Genomic DNA, 17,122 nt, shown 5'->3' with positions numbered 1-17,122 from the left:
ATGGCGTTTGCTTGGGCCAATTTCGACATCAGTCGTTGCCCATATAGTCGCGCAGCGCCTGCGGCGAATGGTTCTCCCCGATCGACATCGCCAGGATGCGCGAAATGTGCCGGCGCGGCAGGCCGGTATCCGCAACCCAACGGTTGACCTGGGCCTGGATCTTGTCGAGATCCTTCTTCGACGTCGGGCTTTCGGCGATATCGAGCCCGGCATCGCGAAGGGCGGCCGCCATGTCTGCCGAAATGACGAAGGCGTCCCAACCCAGCCAGCGCAGGAAATACTGGCCGGTATTGCCGCCGAGCCGGCTCCCATGCTTGCCGAGATAAGCCATCAGCCCGACCTGGTCGTCGGCGGGCCACTCGGCGAGGAATGTGCCGAAGCCGCCATGCTCTTTTGACACGCGCTCGACGAAGGCAGCGTTGTCGCGAACGGATTTGATCTTCTGCGGATTGCGCACGATGCGCTGGTCGGATGCCAGTTCATGCCAGAAATCGTCAGGCTGGAACAGCAACCGCTTCGGCTCGAAGCGCAGGAACGCCTCTTCGAATCCGGGCCATTTCTGCTCGATGACGCGCCAGACGAAACCGGCGGCGAAGACGCGCTCGGCCATCGTCGACAGGATACGGTCATCGCCGATGTCGGCCACGGCGGCGTTGTCGGGAATCGGCCCGAGCAGCGAGACCAGTTCCTCCTCGCCGCCCTTGCGCTTTGCGGCGCGAGCGCGAATTTTCTTGAAGTCGACCATAAGTCCCTCCGGTTCCCTCAATCTAGCACTTCCCGCGCGGGCCGGCAGCCTCTACCTCTATCGCCAGCCAAGCCCTTGGAGACGGCCATGAACAAGACGATCGACGATCTGGCGAACCGCTGGCTGAGACGAAAGCCGGACGGTCTCAGTGCCCTGGAGAACCGGGTGCTGCAGTCGACGCTCGAGCGCACCACGATCTCGAGGGACACCAACAAGGCCGTCGCCTTCCACCAGACCTTTGGCGACCGCCTTGCCGATAGCATCGCCCGCATCGGCGGTTCCTGGTCGTTCATCCTTGGCTTCATTGCCTTCCTGATCGTCTGGACATCAGCCAATGCCTGGCTTCTGGCGCGCGACGCCTTCGATCCCTACCCGTTCATCTTCCTCAATCTCGTCCTGTCCATGGTCGCGGCGCTGCAGGCGCCGGTGATCATGATGGCGCAGAACCGCCAGACCGAGCGCGACCGCATCGATGCCGCCCACGACTACGAGGTCAATCTGAAGGCCGAGATCGAGATCATGGCGCTGCATGAAAAGCTGGACGAAATGCGCCACGGCCAGATCATCGGCATGCGCGACGAGATCGTGCGGCTGACCGAACTGGTCAAGCGGATCGACGAGAGGCTGTCGCAGCAATCGCCGTCATGAGCGACGCGATCCATCATTTCATCGAACAATACGGGCTGATCGCCGTTTTTCTGGGCTGTGTCGCCGAGGGCGAGAGTGCCGCCATACTCGGCGGCTTCTTCGCCCATCAGCATATCTTCGTCCTCTGGCAGACTGTCGTCGTGGCAGCGCTTGGGGCCTTCGCCGGCGACACCTGCTTCTTCATCCTGGGGAGAAGTTTCGCGGACCATCGCTATGTCGTCGGGTTGCGCAAGCGGCCCGGCTTCCGCCGCGCCTATCGTCTGCTCAACACCCATCCCAACATCTTCGTGCTGTCGAACCGCTACGTCTATGGCATGCGCCTGGTCGGTGGCATCGCGGCCGGCCTGTCGAACATCGCAGCACCCCGCTTCATCGTCTTGAACGCCATTTCCTCGGCGGTCTGGGCGGTGCTGTTCAGCACCATCGGCTATGTCTTCGGGTTGGGCGCCGAGCATTTCATCGGCCAGGCGCTGCTTCGCCATGAGCGGATATTGGTGGGCCTGGCTATCGGCCTGGCCGTGGCCGTACTCGCCTGGCTCATCGCCCGCCATTTCGCCCGAAAGGAACGCGCCAGGGAAAACTGACCGCCGGCCGGCGGTCGAAAGCTCAGATCGGCAGCCCGACGATACGCTCGATGATCGCGATGCCCCAGACGCCGGCGACGATCGCCACGGAGATCAGTACCGCCAGCGAACCGCAGTCCTTGGCCAGCTGGATGTCGACATTGAATTCGCGGCTAAAGGCATCGCAGGCCGCTTCGATGCCGGTGTTCAGCACCTCGACCATGATCAGGAGCAGCACCGCGCCGATCAGCAGCGCGTAGCCGCGCCACGACACCGAAACGAACCAGCCGAGCGGAAGGGCAAGGGCGAGCAGCGCCAGCTCCTGCTGGAAAGCTTTTTCAGTTGCGGCCAGCTTGCGGAACGCCCGCAGCGAGTTGAAATAAGCGTCGATCAGCCGCTGCATGCCAAACCCCTTTGCGAATCACCGGCACGGGATAAAGCAATGGCCCGATCAATGGAATAAGCTGGCTCGCCCAAAATTCATTCGTCGGCGACCTTCACCGATGGGGTCGACTTCTCGAATTGAGGCAGCGCGTCGTCGATCGAATAATAATCGCCCTTGTCACCCACGAATATGTGGCATTGGCCCTCGAGGCCTGTCGGTTCATCGAACGATCCCGCCAGAACCGAAACATAGGCGTTGTCCCGCGGTTTCCAGAAAAGCAGCGATCCGCATGTCTTGCAAAAACCGCGCCCGGCGAAGGCGGACGCCTCATACCAGGTGATGTTGTCGGCGCCGTCGATATCGATATTGGCGTCCGGGACATTGGTTGCGGCATAGAAATGTCCACTCTGCTTGCGACATTGCGAGCAATGGCAATAGATGACGCCGCGCAACGGCCCTCGCGTCCTGAAGCGAACCGCTCCGCATAGACACGATCCCGTATGATTTTCACTCATCGCACCATCCCAAAAGAAATCGCTGCTGACAGGATCCCAGCTTTTCGATGGCTGCGCGCAAGAAAATGCGACATGCATTTGGCACGCTCGGGAATTGTTTGTTCACGGATGAAGGCCTGTCCAGCCGGAATCAGCGAAAAACAGGCCGGATTCAGCGGATTAAGGAAACTTTAGCGCTGCTGCATCTATGATCCTCGCAAGCGAAAGTCGTGAGTGGGGACGCGCCTTCTTCGCAAGATGGACTGGAATGGCCAGCGTTCCCCAGGTCGGCGACATTGGATGCCTGCGAATGTCGCAGCGTGTTCCCGGGGAAGAGTGAACAGAACATGCAGCCGGCAGCCGCCCAGAGCGAACGAAGCACCGATATTGCGAGCACCGTCCTCGCCACAATGCGCCAGCTCGGCGTGCTCAGCCTGCCACGCAATTACGAGATCTTCTACGAGGCCTTGAGCGGATCCAATCGCGAGCTCAGCCTTGCCGTCGTGTCGCTGAGCGGCCGACCGACACAGGACGACCTCGACCGGATCGGACGCACCTTCTTTGCCCAGAACCATGGCTCCGGCATCGTCGAGCACGCCAGGGAAGTCATCGCCAATGAACTTGAGGACATCGCTTCGCTGCTGAGGAGCGAGCGCAGCCACATCGAGAAATACGGCAGGATCCTCAACGAAACGTCGAGCGGACTCGGCAGAAACAGCCTGCTGTCGCCGGATGTTCTGCAGAAGATCGTCAACGCCATGGCGGTCGCCACCAATTCGACGATCGATCATGGCCGGCAAGTTGCCTCGACGCTCAGCGACAAGACCGCGGAACTGGAAAGCGTCAAGTCGAAGCTCGAGGAATACAAGCGCCTGGCCGACACCGACCCCCTCACGCAAATCTGGAACCGTCGCGCCTTCGACAAGGAAATCACCAGGATCTACAACAGCAACAAAGGCATCCTGTTCAATGCATTGATCCTCGCCGACATCGATCGGTTCAAGGACATCAACGACAGGTACGGCCATCCCGTCGGCGACAAGATCCTCCAGATCATCGCCGATATATTCCAGACCAGCATTCGCGCCGACATGTTCGTCGCCCGCACCGGCGGCGAGGAATTCGCCCTGATCGTCGAGGGCGCAAGCGAGGACGCCACCTACGAAATCGCCGAACGCATTCGCGCGCTGATCGAGCAGTCGCCTTTCACCAGCAGCCAGACCGGCATGAATTACGGCACCGTCACCGTCTCGATGGGAATTTGCATGGCCTCCGAAGCCGAAGGCCCTGAAGACCTCTACAGCAAGGCAGACCGGGCGCTTTACCGCTCAAAGGTCAGCGGCCGTAACCGCGTGACCAGGCATTCGGCAATGGCGGGCCGCGCCGGCAAGAGCTGGCTGCTCTACAAGCAAGACTGATTTTTCGGCAGGAAGCGCTTTTCCTGTGAACTGCTTTGGACGGGTCAGCCGTTGGCGACCTGCTTGTGTTGCACCGGGTGGCTTTTCTTGAGCAGGTCCGACACCAGGAACGCCAGTTCGATGGCCTGGTCGGCATTGAGGCGCGGGTCGCAATGGGTGTGATAGCGGTCCTGCAATTCCTCGGCGGTGATGGCGCGGGCGCCGCCGGTGCATTCAGTCACGTTCTTGCCGGTCATCTCGACATGGATGCCGCCCGGATGCGTGCCTTCGGCGCGGTGCACCTCGAAGAACGTCTGCACCTCCTTCAGGATGCGGTCGAACGGCCGCGTCTTGTAGCCGGCCGCTTCGATCGTATTGCCATGCATCGGGTCTGACGACCAGACGACGCTACGGCCTTCCTTCTGCACCGCCCGCACCAGCTTCGGCAGATGCTCGGCGACCTTGTCGGAACCGAAGCGCGCGATCAGCGTCAGCCTGCCTGGCTCGTTCTCGGGGTTGAGCAGGTCGATCAGTTCCAGCAAGCCGTCCGGCGTCAGCGACGGGCCGCATTTCAGGCCGAGCGGGTTCTTGATGCCGCGGCAATATTCGACATGCGCATGGTCGGGCTGGCGGGTGCGGTCGCCGATCCAGATCATGTGGCCAGACGTCGCGTACCAGTCGCCGGAGGTCGAATCGACACGCGTCAGCGCTTCCTCATAGCCGAGCAGCAGCGCCTCGTGGCTGGTATAGAAATCAGTCTCGCGCAGCGCGAAATTGGTTTCGGAGGTGATGCCGACCGCGCGCATGAAATCCATCGTCTCGGTGATGCGGTTGGCAAGCGACTCGTATTTTTCGGCCTGCGGGCTGTCGGAGACGAAGCCGAGCATCCAGCGATGCACATTCTCCAGGCTGGCGTAGCCGCCCTGCGCGAAGGCGCGCAAAAGATTGAGCGTTGCCGCCGACTGACGGTACGCCATTTCCTGGCGGGCAGGATCGGGAATGCGCGACTTGAGGTCGAATTCGATGCCATTGATGATGTCGCCGCGATAGCTCGGCAGCGTCACCTCGCCCTTGGTCTCGTTGTCGGACGAGCGTGGCTTGGCGAACTGGCCCGCAACGCGGCCGATCTTCACCACCGGCTGCGCACCGGCGAAGGTCAGCACCACCGACATTTGCAGGAAGACGCGGAAGAAGTCGCGGATGTTGTCCGCGCCATGTTCGGCAAAGCTCTCGGCGCAGTCGCCGCCCTGGAGCAGGAACGCCTCGCCGGCGGCAACGCTGGCCAGTTGCTTCTTCAGCTTGCGCGCCTCGCCGGCAAAAACCAGCGGCGGAAAGGTGGCGAGCTGGGCCTCCGTGTTCTTCAGCGCGGCAAGGTCCGGATAAGCAGGGACCTGCTTGATCGGCTTTGCCCTCCACGAATTCGGCGACCATTTCGTCATCGCTGCACCCAACGCTCTTTCCGGCAAGCACCCTCGCCCGCCATTTCCAGCCCCCATGTGGGGTGGCGGCTCCATACACGAAGCCGATTTCCTATTCTAGACCGGAATTTCAGCGCTGGCGAATGGGCCGGGCTGGCTACGCCGCCTTCTCTACCAGCCGCGCCAGTTGCGTCATGACGACAGCCGAGCCCGCCAAACGCTTTTCCGCCGTTGGCCAGTCGCGGGTGAAGACGACGCTTTGGTCCGGCCGGATCTTTGCCAACGAGCCTTGCTCGCCGATAAATTTGACCAGTCCGACCGGGTTGGAAAACTCGCGCTTGCGGAAATGGATGACCACGCCCTTCGGCCCGGCGTCGAGCTTCTCGACATTGGCCTTGCGGCAGAGGGCTTTGATGAAGACGATCTTGAGCAGATGCTTCACCTCCTCCGGCAGCGGGCCGAAACGGTCGATCAGCTCGGCGCCGAAAGCATCGATTTCCTCGGTGCTCTCGAGGTCGCCGAGGCGCCGATAGAGCGCCAGCCTGAGCTGCAGGTCCGGCACATAGCTCTCCGGGATCATCACCGCCGTGCCGACGGCGATCTGCGGCGACCAGCCGCCATCCAGCACCTCGCCGGAATCCTTCACCTCCGCGACCGCCTCCTCCAGCATCTGCTGGTAGAGCTCGAAGCCGACTTCCTTGATGTGGCCGGACTGCTCTTCGCCGAGCAGATTGCCTGCGCCTCTGATATCGAGATCGTGGCTGGCGAGCTGGAAGCCGGCGCCCAGCGTGTCGAGCGACTGCAGCACTTTCAGCCGGCGTTCGGCGGTGTCGGTCAGCTTGCGGTTGGCCGGCAGCGTGAACAGTGCGTAGGCGCGCACTTTCGAGCGCCCGACACGGCCGCGCAACTGATAGAGTTGCGACAGGCCGAACATGTCGGCGCGATGGACGATCAGCGTGTTGGCGGTCGGGATGTCGAGGCCGGATTCGACGATGGTGGTCGACAGGAGAACGTCGTACTGGCCGTCGTAGAAGGCGTTCATGATGTCGTCGAGTTCGCCCGGCGGCATCTGGCCATGGGCCACCGCCACCTTCAGTTCCGGCACGGATTGGTTCAGGAAATCATGGATTTCCGCCAGATCGCTGATGCGCGGCACGACATAGAAGGAATGGCCGCCGCGATAACGCTCGCGCAACAACGTCTCGCGAATGACCAGCGGATCGAAGGGCGAGATGAAGGTGCGCACCGCCATGCGGTCGACCGGCGGCGTGGCGATCAGCGACAGTTCGCGCACGCCGGTCAATGCCAGTTGCAGCGTGCGCGGGATAGGCGTCGCCGACAGCGTCAGCACGTGGACGTCGGTCTTCAGGTCCTTCAGCCGTTCCTTGTGCTTGACGCCAAAATGCTGCTCTTCATCGATGATCAGTAGGCCGAGATTCTTGAACGAGATCGCGCTGCCGAGCAGCGCGTGGGTGCCGACCACGATATCCACCGTCCCTTCGGCAATGCCCTTCTTGGTCTCTGCCAGATCCTTTGCGCCGACCAGCCGCGATGCCTGGGCGACGCGGATCGGCAGGCCGGAAAAGCGCTGCGAGAACGTCTTGAAATGCTGGCGGGACAACAGGGTTGTCGGCACGACGACCGCCACCTGGAACCCTTCCATCGCCGCGATGAAGGCGGCGCGCAGCGCCACCTCGGTCTTGCCGAAACCGACATCGCCGCAGATCAGCCGGTCCATCGGCTTGCCGGCCGCCAGATCGTCCCTGACGGAATCGATCGCCGTCTGCTGGTCATCGGTCTCCTCATAGGGGAAGCGCGCGGCGAACTCGCCGTAGAGGCCTTCCGCCGGCACCAGCGGAGGTGCAGCGCGCATCTGCCGTTCGGCGGCGATGCGGATCAACTGCCCGGCCATGTCCAGCAGGCGTTTCTTCAGCCGCGCCTTGCGCGATTGCCAGGCGCCGCCGCCGAGTTTGTCGAGCGTCGCCTCGGCCGTGTCAGAGCCGTAGCGCGACAGGAGCTCGATGTTTTCCACCGGCAGGAACAGTCGGTCGTCGCCGGCATAGTGGATTTCCAGGCAATCATGCGGCGCCCCGACGGCTTCGATTGTGCGCAGGCCGATGAAGCGGCCGATGCCGTGGTCGGCATGGACGACGATGTCGCCAGCCGACAGGGCCGAGGCTTCGGCAATGAAGTCGGACGCGCGCTTCTTGCGCTTGGAGCGCCGGATCAGCCGGTCGCCCAAAATGTCCTGCTCGGCGACGACGACCAGTCTTTCGGTCTCGAAACCGGATTCCAGCGGCAGCACCGCCAACGCCGCTTGCCCCGGCTCGAGTTTCTCCGCCTCCGCCAAGGTCGCCACCGGCGCAAGATTGCCCAGACGATGTTCAGTGAGAATCTGGCCGAGCCGGTCGAGCGAGCCCTCCGTCCAGCCGGCGACGATGACACGGCGGCGTGCCGCGCGTTCGTCGGCAATGTGCTTCACCACGACGTCGAAGACATTGACGTTGGGGTCGGCGCGCTCTTCCGCGAAGCTGCGGCCATGGCGCGAGCGGGCGTGGAAGACCTTTCTTGCTCCCGCATCCGGTGCGTCGAAGGCGGTGAAGTCGATCGCTTCGCGCGGTCCGAGAGAAGCGACGAGATTTTCCGGCGAGAGGTAAAGCAGGTCCGGCGCCACCGGCTTGTAGGGCACCGCGTCCTTCAGCGCACCTTCGGCCTGCTTCTTGCGCGCTTCGTAATGATCGAGGATCAGAGTGTGGCGTTCGGCAAGCGCCTCATGCGCAAGATGGTCGAAAACGACAGGCGTGTCCGGCAGGTAGTCGAACACGGTCTCCAGCCGCTCGTAGAAGAACGGCAGCCAATGTTCCATGCCCGCGAAGCGCCGGCCTTCGCTGACCGCGGCGTAAAGTCCATCGTCGCGCGACGGCGCGCCGAAGGCTTCGATATAGGCGCGGCGGAAGCGGCTGATCGTCTCGGGCGTCAGCGCCACCTCGCTCATCGCCTGCAGCGCCATGGACTTGCGCTGCCCGGTGGTGCGCTGCGTGGCCACGTCGAAGACGCGGATCGATTCCAGCGTATCGCCGAAAAAATCCAGCCTCAGCGCCTCGGTCCAGCCAGGCGCGAACAGGTCAAGGATGCCGCCGCGCACGGCGAACTCGCCGATGCCGCGCACCGTCGGCACCCGCTCGAAGCCCGATGTCTCCAGCCGCGACACCAGCGCGTTCATATCGACCTGGTTGCCAGGTTTGGCGTGAAAGGTCTGCGCCTCGATGAGATCCGCGGGCGGAATGCGCTGGAGCAGCGCATTGGCGGTGGCGAGAATGACGGCGCGATGCGGCTTCCTCGCCAGCGCGATCATGGCGGCGAGCGCGTCGAGCCGCCGGGCGGCGGCATCCGAGCCGGGCGAGACGCGGTCATAAGGCAGGCAGTCCCAGGCGGGCAGTTCCAGCACGGGCAGGCCGGGAGCGGCAAAGGCCAGCGCCTCTGTGATTGCCGGCAGGCGCTGCCCGTCGCGCGCCACGAACAGCACCGGCTTGTCGGGCGCGATTTCGTGCGCCGCCTGCACAAGCGCGAAAGCTTCATAACCGTCGGCGACGCCGTCGACGATAAACTGGCCGGCGCGGCCTTTCGGCAAGCCGATGGTGGGAATGAGGCTCATGGAAACGTTCTTCAAAAGGTCATTGTCCGGCGCGAAGCCATGATTTTTTGCAGGACCGCACAATCGATGTCGGCGGGAACAGGACGTTCGCCGGTGATCAAGGGCAGGAATTCGGTGTCGGGAATATCGAGGAGCTTCTCATATTGGTCGATTTCGTCGCCGGTCAAGGCGCCGATCTCGGCATCGGCGAAGGCGCCGAGGATAAGGTCCATCTCGCGCATGCCGCGGTGCCAGGAGCGGAATAGGAGCTTGCGGCGGCGGGCGTCGAGCCCCTCGCTTGATCGTTTCGTTCCCGTCATTGTGCCGCATCCTCACTTGCTGTGGCGCATATAGCGTGGATAGAAGGGGCTGTCAGCCTTGCGCTGCAGCCGTCGCGACATAAGCTGACATCATGCGTCCTTCCATCCTTGACCCGCTTTTCGTCCCGATCACGTCGCTCGCCGGTGTCGGGCCGAAGGTTGGCGCACTGATCGAAAAGGTCGTCGCGGCCGATCTCGGCGACCGCGCGGCGCGCGCCGGAGATCTCCTGTTCGTGCTGCCGCATACCGTCATCGACCGCCGCAACCGGCCTGGTATTGCCGGCTCGGCCGAAGGCGCCATCGTCACGCTCGACCTGCGCATCGACCGCCACCAGCCGCCGCCGCGCGGCAATAGGTCGGTGCCCTACCGGGTCTACGCCCATGACGATACCGGCGAAGTGGCGCTGACCTTCTTCCACGCCCATGCTGCCTATCTGGAAAAATCGATGCCTGTGGGCGAGCATGTCGTGGTCTCCGGACGCATGGAATGGTTCAACGGGCGCCCGACCATGGTCCACCCGGATCATATCGCCTTGGCCGGCGACGCCGAAAACCTGCCGCTGGTCGAGCCGGTCTATCCGCTCACGGCGGGGCTGTCCGCCAAGGTGCTGCGCCGCGCCATCGGCCAGGCGCTCGGCCGTCTGCCGGAACTGCCTGAGTGGCAGGATGGTGCTTTCATGCGCCGCCAGAGTTTCCCGTCTTTCGGTGACGCGCTGGCCCGCATCCATCATCCCGCGGACCCGATCGATGTCGCCATCGAAGGCGCCGCATGGCGGCGCCTCGCCTATGACGAGTTGCTGGCGGGCCAGGTGTCGCTCGCCCTGGTCCGGTCGAGGGTCCGCAGGCTGTCCGGCCGGCCGCTCACCGGCGACAGCCGGATCGTCGACAAGCTGCGCGCGGCCCTGCCCTACACATTGACCGCGTCCCAGGAATTCGCGCTCGCCGAAATCAATGCAGACCTCGCCGACCCCGAGCGCATGCTGCGCCTCCTGCAAGGCGACGTCGGCTCCGGCAAGACGGTCGTTGCGCTCCTGGCCATGGCGCGTGCCGTCGAGGCTGGCGGCCAGGCTGCCCTAATGGCGCCGACAGAGATCCTGGCGCGCCAGCACGTGGCGACGATCGCCCCTTTGGCGGAACGGGCAGGCATGCGCACGGCCATCCTCACCGGTCGCGAAAAGGGCCGCGAACGCACCGAAACGCTGGCGGGACTGGCCAGCGGCGAGATCGACATCGTCATCGGCACCCACGCGCTGTTCCAGGAAACGGTGGCGTTCCACGACCTCGTCCTTGCCGTCGTGGACGAGCAGCATCGCTTCGGCGTTCACCAGCGGCTTGCCATCACCGCCAAGGGCGACGCGCCAGACATGCTGGTGATGACGGCAACCCCCATTCCGCGCACGCTGGTGCTGACCGCCTTCGGCGACATGGACGTCTCCAAGCTGACGGAAAAGCCGGCCGGCCGGCAGCCGATCCGCACCGTCACGCTGCCGCTTGAGCGGCTGGACGAACTCGTCGATCGCATGGTGGAAGCGGTGGCCGGCGGCCAGAAAATCTACTGGATATGCCCGCTTGTGGAAGAATCCGAAGAGATAAAGCTGATGTCGGCCGAGGACCGCTTTGCTTCCCTGAAGCCGCTGTTCGGCGACCGGATCGGCCTCGTCCACGGCCGCATGAAGGGCGCCGAGAAGGACGAAGCGATGCGCGCCTTCAAGCAGGGCGAGACACGTATCCTGATTGCCACAACCGTCATCGAGGTCGGCGTCGACGTGCCGGACGCGACCATCATGGTCGTCGAACACGCCGAACGTTTCGGCCTCGCCCAGCTGCACCAGTTGCGCGGCCGCGTCGGGCGCGGCGACAAGCCTTCGTCCTGTGTATTGCTCTACAAGGATCCGCTCGGCGAAACGGCCAAGCGGCGCCTGTCGGTGATGCGCGAGACCGAGGATGGCTTCGTGATCGCCGAGGAGGACCTGAAGCTGCGCGGCGAAGGCGAATTGCTTGGCACCCGTCAGTCCGGCACGCCGGGCTTCCAGGTCGCGCGCATCGAGGCGCATGCGGACCTGCTCGAAGCGGCCCGCGATGACGCAAGACTGATCCTGTCGCGTGATCCGGACCTGCAGACCGAGCGCGGCGAAGCGCTGCGCCTGCTGCTCTACTTGTTCGGCCGCGACGAGGCGGTGCGGCTCCTGCGGGCGGGATAAGGCCCGAGCGGCGGATTGGCCAGGGTGCCCGTGATCGGCTCGCCATTCAGCATCACCAGCTTCGTTTTCACCTCCGGCGCCACCAGCCCGGCCGAGACGATCAGCTTGGCGCCATCCTCGATCGTCATGTCGAGCAGCACGATGTCCGACTTCGGCACATACATCAGGAAGCCCGTCGTCGGATTGGGCGTACAAGGCATGAAGACAGCGGTCAGCGGATCGCCTTCCTGGTCAAGCTTCTGGTTGATCTCGGTTTCCTTCTCGCTGGCCACGAACACCAGCGACCACACCCCCTTGCGCGGATATTCGACCAAGCCGACCTGGCGGAACATGTCACCTTTGTTCGACAGCACGGTTTCGAAAATCTGCTTCAGCGAGCGATAGATGCCCCGCACCAGCGGCATTCGGCCAAGCAGGCGCTCGCCGAAATTGACGATGGCGCGGCCGACGATATTGGCGGTCATGAACCCGATCAGCGTGATCAGGACAAGCGCCACGATCAGCCCGAACCCCGGAACCGGGAACGGCAGATAGGTATCGGGACTGTAGCGTGCCGGAATATAGGGTTTGACCCAGGAATCCACCCAACCGATGAAGGACCACGCGATATAGGCGGTGATCGCCAGCGGCGCGCAGACGACGAAGCCTGTGAGGAAATAGTTCCTCAGCCGGGTCATGCCGGAGGTCTTGAGAGCATCTGACATGGTTCACCGGGGCGCGAGTTGCAGCGCAAACATTAGTGAACCGGAAGGCGCTTTGGAACTGCGAAGTTTTTAAAGCACCTGTTTAAAAAACGCCTACTCCACCGTCACCGATTTCGCCAGATTGCGCGGCTGGTCGACGTCGGTGCCCATGAAAACGGCGGCGAAATAGGCCAGCATCTGGATCGGCAGCGCGTAGATGATCGGCGAGATGATTTCCGGCACGTCCGGAAGGATGATCGTCTCCATCGTCTTCACGCTCGCCTGCGCGGCGCCCTTGGCGTCGGTGATCAGGATGATCTTGCCGCCGCGCGCCGCCACCTCCTGCATGTTGGACACAGTCTTCTCGAAGATGCGGTCATGCGGCGCGATGACGATGACCGGCATGTTCTCGTCGATAAGCGCGATCGGCCCGTGCTTCAACTCGCCCGCGGCATAGCCCTCGGCGTGGATGTAGGAGATCTCCTTGAGCTTCAGCGCGCCTTCCATGGCGAGCGGGAAATTGGTGTCGCGTCCGAGATAGAGCACGTCCTTGTAGCGCGACAGGTCCCGCGCGATCCGTTCGATCTGCTCTTCGAGTTTGAGCACCTGGTTGGCATAGCGCGGCGCCTCGGAAAGCGCCCGCACCAGCGACTTTTCCTCGTCCCGCGAAATCGTGCCGCGCGCCACGCCCGCCCGGACGGCTAGCGAGGCCAGCACCGACAACTGGCAGGTGAAGGCCTTGGTCGAGGCGACACCGATCTCCGGCCCGGCCAGCGTCGGCAAGATGACGTCGGATTCGCGCGCCATGGTCGATTCCCGCACGTTGACGACGGCGCCGATCTTCATGCCGGCCTTGCGGCAATAGCGCAGCGAGGCCAGCGTGTCGGCGGTCTCGCCCGATTGCGAGATGAAGAAGGCGGCGTCGTTCTTCGACAGCGGCATTTCGCGGTAGCGAAATTCGGAGGCGACATCGATGTCGACCGGGAGCCGAGCGTAGCGCTCGAACCAGTATTTGCTGATCAGTCCGGCGAGATAGGCGGTACCGCAGGCCGAAATCGCCAGCCGGTTAATCGTAGCAAAGTCGAACGGCAGGTCGAGCGGCTTGGAGACGCCGGAAACAAAATCGACATAATGCGCCAGCGTGTGCGAGATCACCTCCGGCTGCTCATGGATTTCCTTCTCCATGAAGTGGCGGCGATTGCCCTTGTCGACCATGAAGCTGGTCGAGAGCGACTGCTGGCGCTTGCGGTCGACCTTTTCGCCGTCGATGTCGAAGATGGCGACACCGCTGCGGCGCACCACCGCCCAGTCGCCGTCTTCCAGATAGGTGATCGAATTGGTGAACGGGGCAAGCGCGATGGCGTCGGAGCCCAGGAACATCTCGCCGTCGCCATGGCCGACCGCCAGCGGTGGGCCGTTGCGAGCGCCAACGATGAGGTCCTCGTCGCCCGTGAACATGATCGCCAGCGCAAAAGCGCCTTCCAGCCGCTTGAGCGCCTTGTGCGCGGCATTGACCGGCTTCAAGCCTTTCGCGACTTCCCGCGCCACCAGATGCGCGACGACCTCGGTGTCGGTCTGCGACGAGAAGGAATAGCCGTCGCGGATCAGTTCGTCGCGCAGCTCGGCGAAATTCTCGATGATGCCGTTGTGGACGATGGCGACGCCATTGGAGAAATGCGGGTGCGCGTTGGTCTCGTTCGGCACGCCATGCGTGGCCCAGCGGGTGTGACCGATGCCGATCGTGCCGTCGAGCGGCTCGTCCTTCAGCCGGCGTTCGAGATTGACCAGCTTGCCTTCGGCGCGGCGGCGGCCAAGCGCCCCCTTCTCTATGGTGGCGACGCCGGCCGAATCGTAGCCTCGATATTCAAGCCGCTTCAGCGCATCGACGATGAGCGGCGCAACCTGCGAATGGCCGACAATTCCAACGATACCGCACATGCAGACAGTCCCCAATCCCCGGCAGAACCCGGGCGCTATCTACGGATTGCCGGGCTCTCGCGAAAGTTACTTTGCGTTTCGTTCCGTGTAATGGGAACAGTCTCGTACGCATGCATCATGACACAGCGCACTTGCAATCCAGTTACTGCAATCGTTCAGTTTTTGAAGACCGGTTTTACCTCTTTTTGGCAACCGCGGCCGACGCGAAGCGCTCGCGCAATTCCTTGCCTTTGCCGGGGATCGTCTTCTGGCGGGCACGCCCGAAGGCCAGCGCATCGTCGGGCACGCTTTCGGTGATGACGCTGCCCGAGGCGATATAGCCGCCCTTGCCAATGGTGACCGGCGCGACAAGCGAGGAATTCGATCCGACGAAGGCGCCCTCGCCGATATCGGTGAAGTGCTTCAGATAGCCGTCATAATTGCAGGTGATCGTGCCGGCGCCGATGTTGGCCCCGGCGCCCACCCGCGCGTCGCCGATATAGGTCAAATGGTTGACCTTGGCGCCCTCCTCGATGACGGCCTGCTTGACCTCGCAGAAATTGCCGACCTTGGCTTTCTGTTTGAGATCGGCGCCCGGCCGCAGCCGCGCGAAGGGGCCGACATCGCAATGAGCGGCGACGATGGCGCCTTCGATATGGCTGAAGGCGTGAATCCTGGCGCCGCCTGCAATCTTCACACCCGGCCCGAACCAGACGTTCGGCTCGACAATAGTATCGGCGCCGATCTCGGTGTCGTGCGAGAAATACACCGTTTCTGGTGCGATCAGCGTCACGCCCGAAAGCATCGCTTCCTGCCGGCGGCGTGCCTGCCAGATGCCTTCGGCCTGCGCCAGCTCGGCGCGGTTGTTGATGCCGAGCGCATTCTCGAAGCTGGCTTCGGTGGCGACGACATCGAGGCCCTGGTTGCTGGCAAGCTCGACGATATCGGTGAGATAGTATTCGCCCTTGGCGTTCCTGTTGCCGACGGCGTCGAGCAGTTTCATCGCCTGGCTGCCGGCAATCGCCATCAGCCCGCCATTGCAGAAGGTGATCTTCTTCTCCTCGTCGGAGCAGTCCTTTTCCTCGCGGATGGCGACGAGCTTGCCACCTTTTTCGATCAGGCGGCCATAGCCGGTGGGGTTCGCCGTGCGGAAGCCGATGACCACGACGGCGGCACCTTGCGCCAGCTTCAGGCGCGCGGCCGTGAGGGCGTCCGGATCGATCAGCGGCGTATCGCCGAACATGACGAGGATATCGTCGTAACCTTTTGATATAGCAGCGCGCGCGGCAAGCACCGCATGCGCAGTGCCGAGGCGTTTTTCCTGCACGAAAGCCTCTACCTCCGGCGCGAATTTCTGCGCCGCCTTGCGCATCTCCTCGGCGCCGTGGCCGATCACCAGCGCAAGGTCGCCGGCGCCCGCTGCCTCGGCCGCCTTGACCACATGCGCGACCATCGGCAGCCCGGCGATCTGGTGCAGCACCTTGGGCAGCGCGCTCTTCATGCGCGTGCCTTCGCCGGCGGCGAGGATGACGGATAGGCATGTTCTCTGGTTCATGGAAGGACAACCATAGGAAAAGCGTTGGGAATCAAATCATGCTAGCAGTGGGCGCCATGCTGCACCAATGCGGTTAAATTCCGGTGAGATGGTGAGCAGCCGACTCTTAATCAGCGGGTCACAGGTTCAATCTTGTGCGCACCCGATACCGACAGCCTTATCCCAGCCGGCCCAGCAGCGGAAAATTCTCCAGCAGCCAATACGACACGGCCTGCACCCCGCCGGTGAGGAAAAACACGCCGGCGACGACCAGCAATGCGCCGATCGCCTTCTCGACGCGGCCGAGATGGACGCGGAATTTGCCGAGGAAACGCATGAAGGCGCCGGAAAACAGTGCCGCGATCAGGAATGGGATACCGAGGCCGAGCGAATAGGCGGCGAGCAGCAATGCGCCTTCGCCCACTGTCTCGCGGCCGCCGGCCAGCGTCAGGATCGGCCCCAGCACCGGGCCGATGCACGGCGTCCAGCCGAAGGCGAAGGCCAGTCCCATGACATAGGCCGCGACCGCGCTTGCCGGTTTGCCCTGCGACTGGAAACGCGCCTCGCGCGATAAAAGCGGAATGCGCAGGATGCCGAGGAAATTCAGCCCCATCAGGATGATCAGCACGCCGGCGCCCATTGCCAGCGGCTCCTGCCAGACGCGCAGGAGGCGGCCGATGCTCGAGGCGCCGGCGCCCAGCGCGACGAACACGGTCGAGAAGCCGAGCACGAAGGCAATCGAGGAATAAAGCAGCGCGGTACGGGCGCCGGCTTTGGCGGCTGCCCCGGCATTGCCGCGAAAATCGTCGACCGACACGCCGGCCATGTAGCAGAGATAGGGCGGCACCAGCGGCAGCACGCAAGGCGACAGGAACGAGATCGCCCCTGCCCCGACCGCGCTGACATAGCCTATATCGAGTGCCATTCCAGAACTCCGACTTTACGGGCCGATATAGCGACGCCCGGGCCCCTCTGCCAATCACCATTGTGTTGGCATGCCCGGGAATAAACGTCGGTACCTGCGCGTTGATCGAGCGAGGCCGCGATTGCCGCGCATCCTCGGATCAGCAGGGAGATTTCGATGAAAACCGTGACACTAGGGTTGGCCGCGCTTTTGCTCAGCACCGCCGCGTCTTTCGCAGCAGAGGCCTGGAAGGAGGCCGAGGTCGGCGGCACCAAGATC

14 protein-coding genes are annotated in these 17,122 nt (G+C 63.3%); 4 read left to right on the top strand and 10 right to left on the bottom strand.

Annotation, left to right across the window (positions count from 1 at the left end):
* Positions 1–28: 28 nt before the first annotated feature.
* Positions 29–745, bottom strand: a complete 717-nt coding sequence (locus tag FJ428_RS14570) for a DNA-3-methyladenine glycosylase I (protein WP_140525391.1) — start codon at positions 743–745, stop codon at positions 29–31.
* Positions 746–832: 87 nt separating this feature from the next.
* Here FJ428_RS14570 and FJ428_RS14565 point away from each other — a divergent pair, with 87 nt between their 5' ends.
* Together FJ428_RS14565 and FJ428_RS14560 are read left to right on the top strand one after the other, a co-directional pair.
* Positions 833–1,393, top strand: a complete 561-nt coding sequence (locus FJ428_RS14565; RefSeq protein WP_140498947.1) for a DUF1003 domain-containing protein — start codon at positions 833–835, stop codon at positions 1,391–1,393.
* Entirely contained in the window at positions 1,390–1,977 is a 588-nt protein-coding gene (locus FJ428_RS14560) for a DedA family protein (protein ID WP_140498949.1), read from the top strand. Before FJ428_RS14565 ends, FJ428_RS14560 begins: the two co-directional genes overlap by 4 nt.
* Before the next feature lie 22 nt (positions 1,978–1,999).
* Here FJ428_RS14560 and FJ428_RS14555 read toward each other — a convergent pair whose 3' ends face one another.
* Together FJ428_RS14555 and FJ428_RS14550 are read right to left on the bottom strand one after the other, a co-directional pair.
* Positions 2,000–2,359, bottom strand: coding sequence for a diacylglycerol kinase (locus tag FJ428_RS14555; protein ID WP_140515268.1), 360 nt, complete (start codon positions 2,357–2,359; stop codon positions 2,000–2,002).
* 77 nt (positions 2,360–2,436) lie between these two features.
* The gene (locus FJ428_RS14550; protein ID WP_140515267.1) at positions 2,437–2,856 is read right to left on the bottom strand and encodes a GFA family protein; all 420 of its coding nucleotides are present in this window, start codon (positions 2,854–2,856) and stop codon (positions 2,437–2,439) included.
* A gap of 326 nt (positions 2,857–3,182) precedes the next feature.
* On the opposite strand from FJ428_RS14550, the gene FJ428_RS14545 reads away from it, so the two are divergent.
* On the top strand, positions 3,183–4,253 hold the full coding sequence (locus tag FJ428_RS14545; protein WP_140879624.1) for a diguanylate cyclase: 1,071 nt from the start codon (positions 3,183–3,185) through the stop codon (positions 4,251–4,253).
* Positions 4,254–4,297: 44 nt separating this feature from the next.
* Here the strand turns inward: FJ428_RS14545 and FJ428_RS14540 are convergent, their stop codons facing one another.
* The 3 genes from FJ428_RS14540 to FJ428_RS14530 all read right to left on the bottom strand — a co-directional run bounded on the left by FJ428_RS14540 (position 4,298) and on the right by FJ428_RS14530 (position 9,604).
* Positions 4,298–5,671: a 3-deoxy-7-phosphoheptulonate synthase class II gene (locus tag FJ428_RS14540; protein ID WP_140515265.1), complete on the bottom strand. Its 1,374-nt coding sequence runs from the start codon at positions 5,669–5,671 to the stop codon at positions 4,298–4,300.
* Between the two features lie 136 nt (positions 5,672–5,807).
* Positions 5,808–9,305: a transcription-repair coupling factor gene (gene mfd / locus FJ428_RS14535; protein WP_140879623.1), complete on the bottom strand. Its 3,498-nt coding sequence runs from the start codon at positions 9,303–9,305 to the stop codon at positions 5,808–5,810.
* An 11-nt stretch (positions 9,306–9,316) separates the two neighbouring features.
* Complete coding sequence (locus FJ428_RS14530) at positions 9,317–9,604, bottom strand: succinate dehydrogenase assembly factor 2 (protein ID WP_140879622.1); 288 nt, start codon at positions 9,602–9,604, stop codon at positions 9,317–9,319.
* A gap of 92 nt (positions 9,605–9,696) precedes the next feature.
* Here FJ428_RS14530 and recG point away from each other — a divergent pair, with 92 nt between their 5' ends.
* Positions 9,697–11,805, top strand: coding sequence for an ATP-dependent DNA helicase RecG (recG, locus tag FJ428_RS14525; RefSeq protein ID WP_140879621.1), 2,109 nt, complete (start codon positions 9,697–9,699; stop codon positions 11,803–11,805).
* Here recG and FJ428_RS14520 read toward each other — a convergent pair.
* The 4 genes from FJ428_RS14520 to FJ428_RS14505 form a co-directional block, all read right to left on the bottom strand.
* Positions 11,757–12,509, bottom strand: a complete 753-nt coding sequence (locus FJ428_RS14520) for a DUF502 domain-containing protein (RefSeq protein WP_140557815.1) — start codon at positions 12,507–12,509, stop codon at positions 11,757–11,759. The two genes, recG and FJ428_RS14520, sit on opposite strands and share 49 nt — an antisense overlap.
* Positions 12,510–12,602: 93 nt before the next feature.
* A complete protein-coding gene (gene glmS, locus FJ428_RS14515) occupies positions 12,603–14,426 on the bottom strand; it encodes a glutamine--fructose-6-phosphate transaminase (isomerizing) (RefSeq protein ID WP_140879620.1) in 1,824 nt (607 codons plus the stop codon).
* A gap of 175 nt (positions 14,427–14,601) precedes the next feature.
* Complete coding sequence (gene glmU, locus FJ428_RS14510) at positions 14,602–15,960, bottom strand: bifunctional UDP-N-acetylglucosamine diphosphorylase/glucosamine-1-phosphate N-acetyltransferase GlmU (RefSeq protein WP_140557818.1); 1,359 nt, start codon at positions 15,958–15,960, stop codon at positions 14,602–14,604.
* A gap of 157 nt (positions 15,961–16,117) precedes the next feature.
* Positions 16,118–16,864 (bottom strand): cytochrome c biogenesis CcdA family protein, encoded by a 747-nt coding sequence (locus FJ428_RS14505; protein WP_140498969.1) that lies wholly within the window; start codon positions 16,862–16,864, stop codon positions 16,118–16,120.
* Positions 16,865–17,122: the final 258 nt, after the last annotated feature.

It is taken from the genome of Mesorhizobium sp. B2-8-1 (assembly GCF_006440955.1).
Taxonomy (GTDB): domain Bacteria; phylum Pseudomonadota; class Alphaproteobacteria; order Rhizobiales; family Rhizobiaceae; genus Mesorhizobium.
Note: the sequence above shows the minus strand (reverse complement) of the source record. Positions and strands in the feature narration are given on the sequence as shown.